The organism is Paenibacillus sp. NPDC058898 (genome assembly GCF_049316025.1).
Lineage (GTDB): Bacteria > Bacillota > Bacilli > Paenibacillales > Paenibacillaceae > Paenibacillus_AQ.
The window spans coordinates 796,130-811,013 of record NZ_JBMOSM010000001.1 but is presented as its reverse complement, the minus strand read 5'-3'; the positions used below and the strand labels follow the sequence as shown (position 1 = coordinate 811,013).

The following is a 14,884-nucleotide window of genomic DNA, read 5'->3' as shown; positions in this document are numbered from 1 at the left end:
AATTGAAGATTCAATTTATCAACTGTCAGTAGACAAAAACATATACATTTGCCGATTAGATGGATGCCTGATGTTGATCAACATTGGTCTGCTAGACAGGAAAAAGGAAACTTCATTCATACCAAGACGGCGTTTCTTTTTCCTATCGGCGATTTCCAACGCTTTAGCGTTCACTGAAGATTTACCAGCCTATGCGGATGATCAGGCCTTTCGGATCGCCCACTTCAAGGTAAGCGGCCTGGCCGTTGACATCATCATATGGAAACCCGTAGGCCAAACGGTTAATGCTGTGGTCGTGCCAGAATTTAGCGTAATAATTGGCAGGCGCAGCCTGATAGTAATTCGACACGTTATTCCAGTCATTAGTCGTATATACATGGCGATTGATGGCTGCACAGGTTGCCGCATCCGTTAAAGCGCCGTTGCATCGGAAAATATCCTGTGTACTGTATGGAGCGTACCCGCCGAAATAGTTGGCATTAGCGCCACCTTGTGCAAAAGAACCATGAATCGGCGCGACGATGCGATAAGGCGCTTGAATCGTGGCCAGCGTTTTGAAGGCGGCAGGAACTTCGGCCTGGAATTTGGCGAAGATTCCGTTTCGGGTTTCGTTTTCGAACTCACCTACGGTTTGATCGAAGGAACCGGATTTGTTGATCAGTCGATGCTGGATTGGAAAACCGAATCCGTCTACACGTGTCGTATTGCCGTGATAGCCAGCCGCGTCAATCGTGAATTCGACGAAATCGAAATAGATATCGTGGTTTGGATCGGTCGGATTGTTCAGATCGGGGCCGGCGAATCCATCGTTATAGGTCTTCAGGTACATTGGAGTGCCAACGCTAAGGAACATTCGACCTGACGTGATCCGGGGCAAGGTGACCCAGGAAGCATCGCTGACCTTGTGATAAATGTTGGCGTAGTTGATGCCGTTCTTGGTTAGATGTTCTGGTGCATCATTCAAGGCGCTGGAGATGGGGATCAGATTGCCACTCAGGTCCAGATAGCTCCACTGATTGTTAACGGGATTGATGCCGAGAACGCCCCAGTATATTTGCGAGTCGGTATAAGCGCCATTGGTCCCGTTCATGATCTTCACCGAGACGGAGCCGTTTGGAGGCATGGGAATTGAGGACGGATGAATGTCATAAATGGAGCCGGAAGTAGAGGGAGGTGGAATGGATCCGGCGGTGTAAGTAAAGACACCGGTGTCGTAGGCTGGAGTTCCGTTATTGTAAGTAAAAGAATACGCAATCACGTGGCCGGTGGCCATGCCTGAGATGGCCTGTTCATATCGGGATTTGCTAGCGTTGTAAGCCATTCTGAGATTTTGCTGTTCTCCGCTGTTCACTTTATAATGCACATCGACCCAACTCGTATTGACGGCGGATTTGAACCATACGGTAGCTGTACTTCCGGATAAATCGACGCCCTGCGTATAGTCTGTAGCTTCGGCTTTCGTACCGAAGATGAAACAAGAGGTCAGCAGCAACGACAGGATCAGCAGGTAAGGCATTCTCTTTCGCATCATCAGAGTTCCTCCTTTAGTATGGGCATAAAATCAACTTCGCAATTGGGTTTGAAACGGCATCCCTCCTTTGTATGGCGGTGGAATATGGCTGTCTGACTTAGAATTAATGTGATCACAAAAAGGATTATAATTCGTTTTGCCAAAATATAGTAGTATTGGAATTTCGGGCTGGGGTTCGCAATTTCGGATGTGGGCGCATTCATCGCGAAGTAATGACAATTGAAGGCAAACCAAAAGACAGCTAATCATATGGATTAGCTGTCTTTGTTGTTTCCCAAGCAATGATGTTCCTTGGATGTATATGACGACAGAGAGGGATCAATCCACCACCACGAAATCATCATGCAATCTGCGGAGGCGGTAAGCGTTCATGGCGAATTCACGCAATTCCTCAAGGATGCTGTAATTTGCCCATGCGCCTGCAATAGCGCCGATCCCAGGCGCCATCTGCAGCATTTTCCGAAAGTCCATGGCGTCTCGATACTCGATCTGAAATGTCTCCCAGTCCATATTCTTGGCGTAATCGGCATCGGAGCGCCATTGTTCCTTTTCTATATGCCAATGCTTGATGGAATCGAGCAACCTTGCACGGTTTTCTGGCCCGGAAAATGCCATTTGAAATACCTTGAGAATGAATACCCGCTCGGAGAAGTGTTTAGTGTCATAACCGTAAACATGGGCCAGCTCAAACAAATATTTCATCTTGATCGCAATTAAAGCTGGAAAGTCCACCATGCTAAGCATAATACCGCCAGCCCCTGTTCCAGCGCCCTCGGCAACAGCGATTTTTTGGTACAAGGCAAACAACTCTTTCGCTTCTTGATCGGCAGCCTCCAATTCCAGTGTACGCTCCACCGCGCGACTTGGCGTATATTCCGCACCGAACAATGCCGTGCGAACGATTGATCGAATGGTGGTCGTAATGATGCTGTGCACCTTCGGGGGAATCAAATGATTGATCCGATTGCCGATGGTTTTCGATGTCTTTTCCAGCCATCCTGGCGGTTTGAACATTTTATGCTCCCAGTCGGCAATTTCCCTCTGTACTTTATGTTCGTAATTCATGATCAATCGCTCCTCAAAAATACTTGGCTATATTGTAACGAATATCTCCGTAATTCGAAACAGACTGCAGGAGGTAGCAGACCTCGACTAAAGTCCAGTTTCGCATGGAGGCAAGAATAAGATGTATACGTTCATCTTCAAGGTTTGATAAGGGAACGATTCCCAGCCATTAAAATAAGCAAACCATTCTATAAATAAAGCAGCCGGAGTTTGTGATCCGACTGCTTTATTATGTTTTAGGAGCATAGAGAATAGCTCTAGGGGATATAATTTCTTGTCCTCTGACAACAGAAGAACTGCCGGAAGACAAGAACATAGTTTCATTAAAATCCGCTTTTAAAGCGGATTTTTTTATGAATGCTGCTTGCAAAAAAGACATCGGGAAGGGTATCGCTGAAGGGGGCGTTTCACAGGCTCTGCTTATGGGCAGTATAAGCTTAAGCGCTCTTGTAAACCTTTTACGGCTTCTCCGGGTATCTCCCTGACCTTGATATCTCCACCTAGGAAAAGCAGCCAATTGGTTATTTCGGTTAATTCTTCTGAATGATGAACATTGATAAAAGTCTTTAAGGTGGCTGTGGTTTGGTACGGATTCGTATATGAAACTGAAAACTTTAAAGGATGGTATTTTTTGAACTGGGCAATCGCCTTTGGACCGAGATCAAGGACAAGGTTGATTTCTTCTTCCTGCTTACTTAGTTGTTCTAATATCTTTTTCTTACTTACTCTTTTTTTCGTAGGGTATGGTTCTACATGGGTGAGATTGTCGACAGGTACAATCCGCCTCTTTTCTTCCTCCAAGTTAAAACCTTCAATTAGCCATAAGCTTTTTTCACGATAAAGATGCAAGAGATACATGGGATAAGACTTGATTACCTTCTCTTCTTTGATGGAAAGCCATAAACATCTGTCCAGAAGCAGGACCTGAATGAGTTTATCTAGCATCGGATGGGGCAGGTCAGACAGATCAAGAAGGTCGGGGTTATGAGGGTTGGTTCCTTCAAAAAGCAATATCTGATTTAACAGAACAAGGTCATCTTGCTGGTTTTCCGAGATGAGGCCAAGTAATTTTTCAGCTAAAGATTGACGACTCTTTAGATAAGGGAGTTGTTGATTTCTTGTCGCCATAAAGGCAATAAACAAAGCTTTAATTTCATTATCGGTAAAGCGGACTGTAGGCAGGACAGAGTTGTTCATGACAAAATAACCCCCATCCCTCCCAACTTCAGCGACAAGTGGCATCCCCATCGCTTCGATTTCTCTGATATCTCGAATCGCTGTCGAGCGAGAGATATTAAATTCCTGCATGATTTCAGATATAGTAAAGTGGGCACGATTATTGATATAGCGCATAATGATATTAATCCGTTCAACTTTTTTCATAGGGCCTCCCCTAAACAGTATCATTTTTTGACATGATTTAAGGATATTATAAACCCATCAAGTGAAAAGACAAATCATTTGATAAATTTAAAAAAGAGGAAGGTTTTGAATATGACAAATTTTACGCTTGAGGAAAAAGACAGCTTTATCGTTTTAGGAATTGGAACTGAGCTGCAGAGCGATTACACAGACTATGCTGGCATAAACCAAGAGAAAGCAGACTTTTGGGAGGCTGTGAAACAAGATGGTAGGCTTGATACTCTGAAGACCATCGCCGCAAATGACTACATTTTTGCCGTGAACGAAGCGGTTAATAATAAGATGATGTATTATGCTGGTGTTATGACAGAGACATCTCTACCCGAAGCAACCAGGGTTATTCAGTTTCCTAAGGGGGAATACCTTGTTGTTAAAGGGGAAGGGAAGACGGCCGAAGAGTTGAGTAATACACTTACTGGCATTGCCTTCGGACAAGTTTTGCCGGAAGCACAGAATTTTGCCTATGTTGGTGGGCCAAATGCAACGGTTGAGATGGGGCAGCGAAACGGGCTAGTATTTGGTGAAGTATGGATTCCCGTTGTTAGGAAATAAGTGAACGCTTCCGATGCAAGCTTTGCTCGAAGCAGGTTCTAAGAAGTAACGCTCACAGAATTTTTTAGGAGGGATGAATATGTCCTATATCGTTGATTTTAAAAATGTGTCTACGGTTGGTTTAGAATCTTCCCCCGTAGCAGAAGCGCTTGCTGGTTTACGAGCGAATGAAGCCCGTTACTTTATGAACAAATACAAACATGAATTTACGGTTGTACCAGCAAGCGAAAGCCAGGAGACCCTGGATTATGTAAACCGAATTTTAAAAGAAGAACGTGATATTGAGTTTGCGGCCAAACCATTAGAAACGTCGCGTTTTCAAGTGGAGAATATCCAATTTGCCTACGTCTTTTATGAGGATGGTCTTGGACTCAACGTCATGTATACGATTGATGACCCTAAGAAGCGTGCCGTTGGTTTTAAGCTTTCTGAGGGGATGGAGGTACCACCGGAGTTAGAAGGAAAGTTTAAGTTTGCCAGGCAGAAGTCTAAATTAGCTGGAACCATTCGAGGCTCATTTTTCGTCATTAAGGGAGAATATTAAAGTCTTCATCAGTAGTAACTCGAAAAGCAAACACGCCTTGCGGCGTGTTTTTTGCTTATTGCAGCATTTCATCCAATCGCTCATGATGTGCAGAGTCCGACCTCGCGATCGCTGGTTAAGCAACCCTACAGTTGCTTATTATTGACAAGCAACCGTAGGGTTGCTTATACTGGATATATGAATTGGGACAAAGACGCTATATTCAAAGCACTAGGAGACTCGACTCGGCGGCTTATTTTAGACGAACTATCCGAACGCAACGAGCTTACGTTGTATGAACTAACGGTACGTCTCATTATGAAGCACGACCTGTCCATTTCGCGACAAGCGATAGCCAAACATCTTTCTACATTAGAAGATGCAGGGCTCGTAAAATCAAAACGAAAGGGAAAATATCGAGTAGTTATATTCAACAACGAACCCCTTAAAAATTTGCTGAAAGGATGGATAGAGTAAATGAAGATCATTGTTACCAGTATATTCGTACAAGATCAAGACAAGGCACTGGAGTTTTATACAAAAAAGCTGGGGTTTCTAAAAAAGGAGGACGTTCCCGTCGGAGAATTCAGGTGGATAACGCTTGTTTCTACCGATGAGCAAGGCGGTACCGAGCTTTTACTCGAACCGAATGACCATCCTGCTGCCAAGGATTATCAAAAGAAGATATTTGCCGATGGGATCCCAGCGACAATGTTTGGTGTGGCGGATATTCAACAAGAGTATAAACGATTAGTGGAAAAAGGCGTGAAGTTTACGATGGAGCCGACAAAAATGGGCGAACTCGCAATAGCTGTATTCGACGATACATGTGGCAACCTTATTCAGATTGTGCAAAAGTAACACACATAAGAAGTCGCGGAATCCGCGGCTTTTTTTGTTTTATACCCAAAACAATAATTAAGCTTACAGGGGGCGAGTGATTTTTAAGGGTGATCCTGGTTATGAAGCCGCTCGTAAGAATTGGGATCCACATACGGACAGATGTCCTAAAGTTTTTGTCTTCGCTCAAAAAACACAGGATGTTGCCAATGCCATAAGATGGGCACGTAAAAATAATGTCCCTATTCGTCCGAGAAGCGGAAGGCATGCTCTAGAGACCAACCTTTCACAGGTTAAGCATCGTTTATAACCAGAAGGGCCATTCTGTGTGGGATGGTCCTTTTTTTGAGTCGCCTCTATTTCGTAAACATTACGAATTATATTGACAAAGGAAAATCCCCACCGTATAATCCTTAATCGTAATGATTACTATTTAATGGAGGGGTTAAGTATGAAACTTAAACTTGGGATGGGAGTAATTTTAGTAGCATTGGGGTTATTGTTTGCAGGGTGTCAAAGCGCTGATCCGAATGAGAATCGTCCTATCAATGAGACTGAGGCAGACAGCGGTACTCATGAAAGCAGCAACAATCATAGTCATGATGATGAGGACGACCACAACCATAACCACAACCACAATCATGATGAGGAAGCAGAAGCGATCTACAAGGGGTTCTTTGATGACAGCCAAATCCAGCATCGCACACTGTCAGATTGGGAAGGAGACTGGCAATCGGTTTATCCATACTTGCTGGATGGAACACTGGATGAGGTGTTTGTGCACAAAGCGGAGGATACCGGAAAAATGACGGCGGCAGCGTACAAGGAATATTATGAAGTCGGCTACAAGACCGATACGGAACGTATTGTCATCGAGGGTGACACCGTCACGTTTTTCACGAACGGTCAGGAGCAGTCGGTCGAATACCAAGCCGATGGATACGAAATACTGACTTACGAAGCAGGTAACCGCGGGGTCCGTTACATATTTAAGTCGGTTGATGACATCGAGGGACCGCCTCGCTACATTCAATTTAGCGACCATCGCATCACGCCAAGCAAGTCTGATCATTTCCATTTATATTGGGGAGACGACCGCGAGGCTTTACTTCAAGAGGTTACGAATTGGCCTACCTATTACCCGTCCGCAATGGATGGCCATAGCATTGCCCATGAAATGATGGCACACTAACGGCTTCGATGCTCGATATCGGCATTCTGGAGTACATCAATTTATTCTTGATCACAAAAAGACCGCCGGGCTGGCGGTCTTTCAGCTGTTCATGAAGTTTATGCTTGGAGGTATAGCAACCCGTTGATTCTGGGTAACATCAAAAACTTTGAACCTAATGAAAGCGGTCGGAAATTTGAGAAGGGGCAACAGGAGGCTTTAAAAAAAGAAAAAGAACTATTAGAGCGATTGAAGCAATTGCCAGATGGTGAACAAAAAGCCAAAGAAACCAAACGAATGATCGACCTTATCCGGAATTTCATCGGTTATCGGGAATATCCAAAATACGGCATGGTGAATCGCTACTTCGTTTATAAGCAGGCTTTACTCAAAGAAGCCGAACAACTCGTACAAGCGGGCGTTATTCATGAAAGACAAGATATATATGATCTCACGTTTGAAGAACTTCACGAAGTCGTATGCACCAATAAACTGGATGACCCGGGTTGCATGGTCGAGCAGCAAGCGAATCTTGCGACCAGACAGATCATCAGCAAACGAAAAGACGAGTACAAATTGTATGAAAAACTAACTCCTCCACGTGTTATCACGTCGGATGGTGAAATCATTGCAGGTAAGTACAAACGAGAAAATCTTTCAGCCGAAGCGATTGTAGGTCTAGCTGTTTCTTCCGGTGTTATAGAAGGGCGAGCACGTGTCATCGTAATGACTGAATAGGTGAAGTAAGAGGCGATTTATCCCCAGTAGTATTACTTGGAGTAAATCGCCTCTTAAACCTTTTCCACCGTCAGAGTTGCTTCTTCTTCAGAAGATCATCACTTGGGTAGTGAGGAGAGTAGCCCAATAAGTTCCCGTCAAATGGGATGACGTGTTCTGTTTGGATGACTCCATCGAGTCGGAATTCGACTAAACGCTGTGCCCCGGGAGACCTCAATTTTTCTTCCTCACTAATATCCCAAACGATTGTTGAACGTCCAGTAAGCTGGAGTGTTCTGCCCATATGGAAATCAAGAAATAAGATCCTAAATGCTTTTCGATGGGACACAACATTTCTATTCGTTACGAATGGAGGATCTAGAACAACTATTCCCTGGTTTGATGGGGATCGTCCTCAATGTGAAACCGGAGCTCATCGAGTAGGGTTTTTGTAGAAAATGGCAAAAGGCTCAATGGAGAAGCGGAAGAACACTACAACCGTTCCCTTGAGTTTTTTTGTAAAGGAGAAACTTGTATGAGTAATGTTTTTGTGAAAAGTGAGTTTGCACCTTTAAAAAGAGTCGTTATGGCTCAATCTGAAGTTGCATTTCCATCGTAAATGTATTGGGAGATGAGTTAGAAAAAAGAGGGGTTAAAGTAGAATATGTAGATTTTAAAATATCAAGAAGTTTCGGTGGATCTTTCAGATGTAGCACTCAACCTCTTTTAAGAAGTGATGACTAAATAAATTTTGAAAGTCGCATAAATTGCGGCTTTTTTTGCTTTAAGTATATAAGTTCGTCAAATTGATCGTCGAATCGGATCAAAACACAAGTCTAGATTATTGTATTTGGATTGACCATATCAACGTATGTTATCATAGTAAAGCAATGAGTAATTTTAAAACTGAACGAATACTTGGAGGGAGTACTCATTAATAACGTCGACCTGAATGAAGCAATGTCCATGTTAAAGAAGACGAGCCGTACTTTTTATATACCCATAAGCTATTTGGAATTAGGAATAAGGGAGGCAGTTGCATCTGCCTATCTATGTATGCGAGCAATAGACGAAATCGAAGATCATCATGAACTCACTGACGAATTGAAAGTTGAATTACTTTTTGGGATTTCTGAAATATTTAAATCCCAGGATGTTCTGGAAGTTATGGAAGCAACACGAAGATTACTATCACCTTATCGGGCGGTATTACCGGAAGTTACGATGCAGCTAGATAAATGGGTGCTTCTTTGTCCGTCTTCCGGAGTCGCCATCGTAAATCATTACATCGCAAAGATGTCGTTACATATGTCTGATTGGGTTCAGAACGGGTGGAATATTCATACAGAAGAGGATCTGGACAGATATACCTATAGCGTGGCTGGTATGGTTGGAGAGATGTTATCAGAACTTTGGTTATGGCATGACGGGACGCAATCTGATCTAACAAAGGCGATTGCCTTCGGAAGAGGACTACAAGCAGTAAATATACTCCGAAATAGAGATGAGGATCTTAAACGTGGTGTTGACTTCTTTCCTGATGGTTGGGGATTTAATGAAATGCACCAGTACACATGCCGTAATTTACAAATCGCCGATTCTTATGTCGCAGACCTAAAGGATGGTCCAGCGTTAAAATTTTGCAAGATTCCACTAGCGTTAGCTCATGCTACCGTCAAACTCATTTCTGCGGGCGGAAGCAAATTAACGCGGGACACTGTTCTAAAAATTGTGAATCGTGTGACTGGATAACGTAATTGTTCATAGTTAGACTTGGATAAGGAGCCGTAAGCTATGGTATATCGGCTTCTTTCTGTTGTTCTTCTATCCTTTTGAGCAATGTGACAAGAATGTCATACGGAATGGAATATTGTTAGGTTAATCGATGGGAATATATAGACGTCTACCTTATACTGGAAAAGGCTTGAACGAGTTTTTTCCGAAGGAGGACATCCATTGATGACTGATGTAGTTAAAGCAATAATACTAGGCATAATAGAGGGCTTAACTGAATTTTTACCGGTATCGTCTACTGGACATCTGATTTTAGCAGGCCATCTGCTTAGCTTTGAGGGAGACGCTGCAATAACTTTTAAAATTGTGGTCCAGTTGGGTGCAGTCTTGGCAGTTCTAATTCTTTATTGGAAAAGGTATTTGCAGATTGGGGCTAATCTGATTAAAATGGATTTTTCCCAAAGTAAAGGATTAAATGTTATTCATATGATTTTGGCTATGTTACCAGCATTAATCCTATATCTTGTCTTCAAAGACACAATAAAAAGCCTATTATTCGGCCCAACCCCTGTCTTGATCGGTCTAGTTGCCGGTGGCTTGTTGATGATCGTCGCAGCACGGAGCAGGAGAACTAAAACCGCTGATACGATGGATGGGATTAATTACAAACAAGCTTTCGGGATTGGCCTGTTCCAATGTTTGGCTTTGTGGCCGGGATTTTCAAGATCGGGGTCCACGATTTCCGGTGGACTATTGCTTGGTACTAGTCAAAAAGCCGCCGCAGATTTCACATTCCTTATTTCCGTGCCTGTTATGTTTGGCGCAAGCTTGTTAGATTTATACGATAGTCGTGATTTGCTGAATGCTGACGATCTCTTTCTAATGTTAGTGGGCTTTACGACATCCTTTATTGTGGCCATGATTGCAGTAGTGACGTTCATCAAACTGATTAAGCGACTTCGATTGGAATGGTTTGCTCTATATCGTTTTGTCTTAGCAGCGCTCTTCTATTTAATCGTCATACTGTAAAGTCCTAGCATAATTAGATGAAACGCAGCCGGAAAGCTGCGTTTTTTCTTTTTTGATATCAAATTGAACCTTATTGGGCAATGGAGCCAATATCAGGTGTAAGTCCTTAAATGGAGGCCGGCCCTATGAATGAAATGGATATCAAACCTTGGCTCGTCCGGGTGAGTCAGGGAGATGAAGAAGCGTTCCAAACAATTTATGATTTAACGCGTGATCAGGCTTTCGGTTTAATCTATTATCTTGCTCCCAACAAGCACGATGTTCCGGATATTATGAGCGAGGTGTATATCGAATTGTTCAAGATCCTGGACAATTATCAGCTGGAGCAGAAATTCAGTTCTTGGTTCAACGGCCTGATTATCCGGCAAGTTCGGAACTGGAAGCGGAAAAGCTGGCGCAGAATTCGCATTTTGGAAAAGATGAAAGGGATGTCTTCCGAACCGCCTCAATTGGCGATGGAAGATCGAGTATCCCTTCTTAGCGACCGCCTGGAGCTGATTCCAATGCTCGAAGCGCTGCCTTTGAAGCTCAAAGAGGTTGTCGTCCTCAGGTATTATCAGGACTGCACGCTTGAAGAAATCGCCCATTTGTTAAAAATTCCATTAGGTACCGTAAAATCCAGGCACCATCATGCCCTGAAGCGACTTCGCCATATGTATAGCCAGCGGGACCACAGAAAGGAGCGGGACGGCTATGTCTATTGAACAGCAATTGAAAGACGAGTTTCAACAAAACGCAAAAAACGTCGTGTGTCCTTCTTCTATAGATCTGCGAGTAATGAACGTCCACAGGGAGCAGATGCTGGAGAAGAAGGGAGAACAACCGATGAGAAGAAGACGGAAATGGTCCAAGGCAGTAATGGTCATTTTACTGATCGCGGTCGTAAGCGGCTTTGCCTATGCGGGTCAAACGCTGCTGTTCGAAGAGACGAAAGGCAATATGACGATGTCCGCCGAAACGTTAGAGGATTTAAAGTTAAGCAAAACTCAGCTCGAGAGCATCCGTCAAGCCCGGAATGAGGTGAAAGCCCAGTTGAACCCGGGAGAGTCCGCTGTCATCTATTTAACCGATTTGGATAACGTCAAAAAATTGCCGTTCATACCTGTCTCGCAGCCGGACGTGAACGAGGACCTGGATACTTGGAGAAAGGCATTAACGGACCGACATTTTGATGTGTTGCCTCCAGACTCCTTGCTTGGAACGTATAGGTTCACGGGAGGAATGGAGCTGTCTCCATTCGGCGCTTATGGGGGCTCCGAGACGGATATCGCAGCTTTGCTTGAAGAGTTGAAGGCCGAGAGCGAAGAGTCGGGAAAAGATTTTATATGGAGAAAAACTTCCATTCCAACCTCGTTTCCGTTGTTATCCTACACCACCGTATATCGCAATTCAGATCAAGAGACGCTGTATTTGGTCATGGAAACACCTCGCGATTCCAAAGTGAAAATACAGACGTTAGCCCCATCTTCAGCTAAATATGAAGAAATGGAGCTGAATGGACACGACGCCCATTATTTAATAAACGATTCATATGTATATACCGATAGCCATGTCTACCAAGAAATCAGCTGGATGATTGAAAAAGAGGGGCAGGCGATCATATATCGGTTAGGCAGCGATTCGCCTGCGATGACAAAAGAGCGACTAATGGAAGCCGCAAAAAGTATATAGGCTGATAACGGCTGGACGGTCAGGATACATCGCTCCGGAGAGCTGCGTAAATCGCGGCTTTTTTTTATTGAACGAGAGCATACCTTTAGCTTGTTGTTTGCTCCCAGAAAGGGGCCAAATTGACCGATATAACCTCAATGACTTCTTCAAACATCGTTTCCACTGAACGATCTTGAGGTTTCCGGCTCTACTGCAAAGCGGATCCGAATATGCCCCAACTGATAATGAGTGCCGCAGCTTCCAATTTTTCTTGCGAAAAGCCCTGTGTGTCCATTTCATTTACCCGTTTAAGCAGAAGTCGATGAAGATCCTGACGCATGGCATTTTCAAACATCGCTTCAAACTGCTTGTCTCCCGGCGTACTACATTGTCGAAACCGCAAAAGAAAATCGAATATGGTTTGAATAAGAATGCGCAAATTGTCCGCATTGCATCTTGTTTGTTCCGGCAGTCTATCCCTTATAGTCCTTTGGAACTTTTCTGTCATCCAATATTCAAGAAAGTCATATTTATCCTGAAAATGAGCATAAAATGTTGTTCGATTTACGGTTGCTTGATTCGTGATATCGTGCACAGAAATGGAATAGATGTTTCTCTTTTTCCCAACCAAATCGTTAAAAGCCTGCACGAACAATTGACGGGTTCTTTTAACACGCGGATCCTCGGGATTTACCGACATTTTATCCCCCTCTTTCTCTCAAATTCAATAACAGACAAAAGGGCAAAAATGTTGGGAACACAACAAAAACAGCTTTTTGCAGGTTGTTTGCATAACTCAATCCTTTTATCTTTTACTTAAAACACCGAATCATAAGGAGGAAAACCAAGGCCTAACTTCAAAACCGCGAATTGGATACAAAGCATTTCAGGAGGTTTCCGGTATATTAGATAATCCACCTTTGGTTACCGTTCTATTTGTTTTGGGGAATAATTTGGTAATATTATACTACAATATCTTTTAATGGAAAACGACCGATCGAACCCCGGTCGTTTTTTTTTGATAGGAATGAGATGTAGGAACGTCTGTCGCGCAGTTTCTTTGCTTCCGTCGAAATGTTTGATTTTGGCGCTGACCTCCTTCAGGATAGTATAGTACAATAGGATCGTTTCAGATGAGACGGACGGATTAACGTAACTTTCATTCTGTCCGCATGCTTGGCGATATCTGGTCGTGATGGATGGGGCCAAGTTGGGATATTGCGTTTTGCCAAAGATTTCAGTCTACTCTATGCGCTAGCTAAGCTTTCTAGTTTTGAGATTACGAAAAATCAAAGGTGTGCAGGCTTTGCCTTAGCACTTGCGTGAATGTTGTATGATTTTAGTTGGAAAGAAAAAACAAGGGGGAGAACCTTATGGAAAAGGGGAATCTTTTCAGCAAGATATGGGCAATTCCCAAAGATACCATAGCAGCAGGTCGTCGTCATACGGTTGGACTTAAATCGGATGGCACGGTGACGGCTGTGGGTGATAATAAATATGGCCAATGTGATGTAAGTGGCTGGCGCGATATGGTTGCGGTTGCGGCTGGTAATGTTCATATGGCGACGAACACGGGTAATGCTCATACCGTCGGGCTTAAATCGGACGGCACAGTGGCGGCTGTGGGTTGGAATAAGTATGACCAATGCGATGTAAGCAGCTGGCGTGATATGGTTGCGGTTGCGGCGGGTTGGCGTCGTTCCGTCGGTCTTAAATCGGATGGCACAGTGGTGGCTGTGGGTCGAAATAATGAAGGCCAATGCAATGTAAGTGGCTGGTGTGATATGGTGGCGGTCGCGGTGGGTGACTGGCATACCATCGGTCTTAAATTGGACGGTACGGTGATGGCTGTGGGTAATAATAGGTATCGCCAATGCAATGCAAGCGACTGGCGCGGCATCGTGGCGGTTGCGGCGGGTTATCTTCATACCGTTGGGCTTAAATCGGATGGCACAGCGGTTGCTGTGGGTCAAAATAAGGTAGGCCAATGCGATGTGAGCGGGTGGCGCGGTATTGTCGCGATAGCGGTGGGTAGTCATCATACCATCGGGCTTAAATCGGACGGTACGGTGGCAGCTGTGGGCTGGAATGAGTATGGTCAATGCAATGTAAGTGATTGGTGCGATATTGTAGCAGTTGCGGCGGGCTGCGCTCATACCATCGGCCTTAAATCAGACGGCACGGTGATTGCTGTGGGTGATAATGAATATGGCCAATGCGATGTAAGCAGTTGGGCTAGCATCCAACTGCCCAGCGGTAAGGAGTGGTAAGAATAAATAAAATAAAAATAATGTTTATTCCTTTAGTTATTGTTCTGATTTTTTTAGCGGGGATAACCATATTCGAATTTTTTGTATTGAGGTTGCTGGGTTTACAATATAATTCAACGGGTTCTTTAATATTATTCTTTGTTCTGTATCTATTTCTGGAAATACCTCTTTTGCAAAAATAAAGGAAAGCAGCCGATTAATGTGATCGGCTGCTTTTCGCTGGTTCAGCTGACTCAAGTCTCGCAATCTCATAAAAGATACGATACTACTCCAGATTTTGCTTGCATAACCATTACCTTTATTTATATCGAGTATAACAAATATCAATTATTATAATGTGCCCTATTCCATTATCATTTATTTTATAAGCAAATCCAAAT

At 43.7% G+C, this 14,884-nt stretch carries 15 protein-coding genes and 2 pseudogenes; 13 read left to right on the top strand and 4 right to left on the bottom strand.

Going from position 1 to position 14,884, the window contains the following annotated elements; genetic code table 11:
- Positions 1 to 181: 181 nt before the first annotated feature.
- The 3 genes from ACOZB4_RS03475 to ACOZB4_RS03465 form a co-directional block, all read right to left on the bottom strand.
- Entirely contained in the window at positions 182 to 1,531 is a 1,350-nt protein-coding gene (locus ACOZB4_RS03475; protein WP_379406024.1) for a glycoside hydrolase family 64 protein, read from the bottom strand.
- Positions 1,532 to 1,849: 318 nt separating this feature from the next.
- A complete protein-coding gene (locus ACOZB4_RS03470; protein ID WP_379406025.1) occupies positions 1,850 to 2,596 on the bottom strand; it encodes an EcsC family protein in 747 nt (248 codons plus the stop codon).
- Between the two features lie 420 nt (positions 2,597 to 3,016).
- A complete protein-coding gene (locus ACOZB4_RS03465; RefSeq protein WP_379406026.1) occupies positions 3,017 to 3,979 on the bottom strand; it encodes a helix-turn-helix transcriptional regulator in 963 nt (320 codons plus the stop codon).
- A gap of 111 nt (positions 3,980 to 4,090) precedes the next feature.
- Here ACOZB4_RS03465 and ACOZB4_RS03460 point away from each other — a divergent pair, with 111 nt between their 5' ends.
- The 11 genes and pseudogenes from ACOZB4_RS03460 to ACOZB4_RS03410 all read left to right on the top strand — a co-directional run bounded on the left by ACOZB4_RS03460 (position 4,091) and on the right by ACOZB4_RS03410 (position 12,255).
- On the top strand, positions 4,091 to 4,570 hold the full coding sequence (locus tag ACOZB4_RS03460; protein WP_379406027.1) for a GyrI-like domain-containing protein: 480 nt from the start codon (positions 4,091 to 4,093) through the stop codon (positions 4,568 to 4,570).
- A gap of 79 nt (positions 4,571 to 4,649) precedes the next feature.
- Positions 4,650 to 5,114, top strand: a complete 465-nt coding sequence (locus ACOZB4_RS03455) for a phage tail protein (RefSeq protein WP_076321528.1) — start codon at positions 4,650 to 4,652, stop codon at positions 5,112 to 5,114.
- Between the two features lie 177 nt (positions 5,115 to 5,291).
- Positions 5,292 to 5,570 carry an ArsR/SmtB family transcription factor gene (locus tag ACOZB4_RS03450; protein ID WP_076321527.1) on the top strand — a complete coding sequence of 93 codons (279 nt, stop codon included), beginning with the start codon at positions 5,292 to 5,294 and terminating at the stop codon, positions 5,568 to 5,570.
- Positions 5,571 to 5,954 carry a VOC family protein gene (locus ACOZB4_RS03445; protein ID WP_379406028.1) on the top strand — a complete coding sequence of 128 codons (384 nt, stop codon included), beginning with the start codon at positions 5,571 to 5,573 and terminating at the stop codon, positions 5,952 to 5,954. It abuts the gene before it with no gap.
- A 76-nt stretch (positions 5,955 to 6,030) separates the two neighbouring features.
- A pseudogene (locus tag ACOZB4_RS03440) lies at positions 6,031 to 6,228 on the top strand (FAD-binding protein); the annotation flags it as partial.
- 156 nt (positions 6,229 to 6,384) lie between these two features.
- Positions 6,385 to 7,125, top strand: coding sequence for a metal-binding protein ZinT (locus ACOZB4_RS03435; RefSeq protein WP_379406029.1), 741 nt, complete (start codon positions 6,385 to 6,387; stop codon positions 7,123 to 7,125).
- Between the two features lie 120 nt (positions 7,126 to 7,245).
- Positions 7,246 to 7,839, top strand: a pseudogene (locus ACOZB4_RS03430) (phosphoenolpyruvate synthase); the annotation flags it as partial.
- Positions 7,840 to 8,781: 942 nt separating this feature from the next.
- Positions 8,782 to 9,573 (top strand): squalene/phytoene synthase family protein, encoded by a 792-nt coding sequence (locus tag ACOZB4_RS03425; protein ID WP_422759477.1) that lies wholly within the window; start codon positions 8,782 to 8,784, stop codon positions 9,571 to 9,573.
- A 207-nt stretch (positions 9,574 to 9,780) separates the two neighbouring features.
- Positions 9,781 to 10,584, top strand: a complete 804-nt coding sequence (locus ACOZB4_RS03420; protein WP_379406031.1) for an undecaprenyl-diphosphate phosphatase — start codon at positions 9,781 to 9,783, stop codon at positions 10,582 to 10,584.
- A 125-nt stretch (positions 10,585 to 10,709) separates the two neighbouring features.
- Positions 10,710 to 11,288, top strand: coding sequence for a sigma-70 family RNA polymerase sigma factor (locus ACOZB4_RS03415; RefSeq protein WP_379406032.1), 579 nt, complete (start codon positions 10,710 to 10,712; stop codon positions 11,286 to 11,288).
- The gene (locus ACOZB4_RS03410; protein ID WP_379406033.1) at positions 11,278 to 12,255 is read left to right on the top strand and encodes a hypothetical protein; all 978 of its coding nucleotides are present in this window, start codon (positions 11,278 to 11,280) and stop codon (positions 12,253 to 12,255) included. The genes ACOZB4_RS03415 and ACOZB4_RS03410 overlap by 11 nt, the downstream gene beginning before the upstream one ends.
- Positions 12,256 to 12,442: 187 nt before the next feature.
- On the opposite strand, the gene ACOZB4_RS03405 is transcribed toward ACOZB4_RS03410, so the two are convergent.
- Positions 12,443 to 12,883 (bottom strand): TetR/AcrR family transcriptional regulator, encoded by a 441-nt coding sequence (locus ACOZB4_RS03405; protein WP_422759468.1) that lies wholly within the window; start codon positions 12,881 to 12,883, stop codon positions 12,443 to 12,445.
- Positions 12,884 to 13,607: 724 nt separating this feature from the next.
- On the opposite strand from ACOZB4_RS03405, the gene ACOZB4_RS03400 reads away from it, so the two are divergent.
- Positions 13,608 to 14,504, top strand: coding sequence for an RCC1 domain-containing protein (locus ACOZB4_RS03400; protein ID WP_379406035.1), 897 nt, complete (start codon positions 13,608 to 13,610; stop codon positions 14,502 to 14,504).
- 20 nt (positions 14,505 to 14,524) lie between these two features.
- A complete protein-coding gene (locus tag ACOZB4_RS03395; protein ID WP_379406158.1) occupies positions 14,525 to 14,686 on the top strand; it encodes a YrvL family regulatory protein in 162 nt (53 codons plus the stop codon).
- The last annotated feature ends 198 nt before the right edge of the window (positions 14,687 to 14,884 follow it).

What these genes read in the sequence shown, in the direction of transcription:
- ACOZB4_RS03475 (WP_379406024.1), bottom strand. Translation starts at nt 1,531, where the DNA reads ATGATGCGAAAGAGAATGCCTTACCTGCTGATCCTGTCGTTGCTGCTG.
- ACOZB4_RS03470 (WP_379406025.1), bottom strand. Translation starts at nt 2,596, where the DNA reads ATGAATTACGAACATAAAGTACAGAGGGAAATTGCCGACTGGGAGCAT.
- ACOZB4_RS03465 (WP_379406026.1), bottom strand. Translation starts at nt 3,979, where the DNA reads ATGAAAAAAGTTGAACGGATTAATATCATTATGCGCTATATCAATAAT.
- ACOZB4_RS03460 (WP_379406027.1), top strand. Translation starts at nt 4,091, where the DNA reads ATGACAAATTTTACGCTTGAGGAAAAAGACAGCTTTATCGTTTTAGGA.
- ACOZB4_RS03455 (WP_076321528.1), top strand. Translation starts at nt 4,650, where the DNA reads ATGTCCTATATCGTTGATTTTAAAAATGTGTCTACGGTTGGTTTAGAA.
- ACOZB4_RS03450 (WP_076321527.1), top strand. Translation starts at nt 5,292, where the DNA reads ATGAATTGGGACAAAGACGCTATATTCAAAGCACTAGGAGACTCGACT.
- ACOZB4_RS03445 (WP_379406028.1), top strand. Translation starts at nt 5,571, where the DNA reads ATGAAGATCATTGTTACCAGTATATTCGTACAAGATCAAGACAAGGCA.
- ACOZB4_RS03435 (WP_379406029.1), top strand. Translation starts at nt 6,385, where the DNA reads ATGAAACTTAAACTTGGGATGGGAGTAATTTTAGTAGCATTGGGGTTA.
- ACOZB4_RS03425 (WP_422759477.1), top strand. Translation starts at nt 8,782, where the DNA reads ATGTCCATGTTAAAGAAGACGAGCCGTACTTTTTATATACCCATAAGC.
- ACOZB4_RS03420 (WP_379406031.1), top strand. Translation starts at nt 9,781, where the DNA reads ATGACTGATGTAGTTAAAGCAATAATACTAGGCATAATAGAGGGCTTA.
- ACOZB4_RS03415 (WP_379406032.1), top strand. Translation starts at nt 10,710, where the DNA reads ATGAATGAAATGGATATCAAACCTTGGCTCGTCCGGGTGAGTCAGGGA.
- ACOZB4_RS03410 (WP_379406033.1), top strand. Translation starts at nt 11,278, where the DNA reads ATGTCTATTGAACAGCAATTGAAAGACGAGTTTCAACAAAACGCAAAA.
- ACOZB4_RS03400 (WP_379406035.1), top strand. Translation starts at nt 13,608, where the DNA reads ATGGAAAAGGGGAATCTTTTCAGCAAGATATGGGCAATTCCCAAAGAT.
- ACOZB4_RS03395 (WP_379406158.1), top strand. Translation starts at nt 14,525, where the DNA reads ATGTTTATTCCTTTAGTTATTGTTCTGATTTTTTTAGCGGGGATAACC.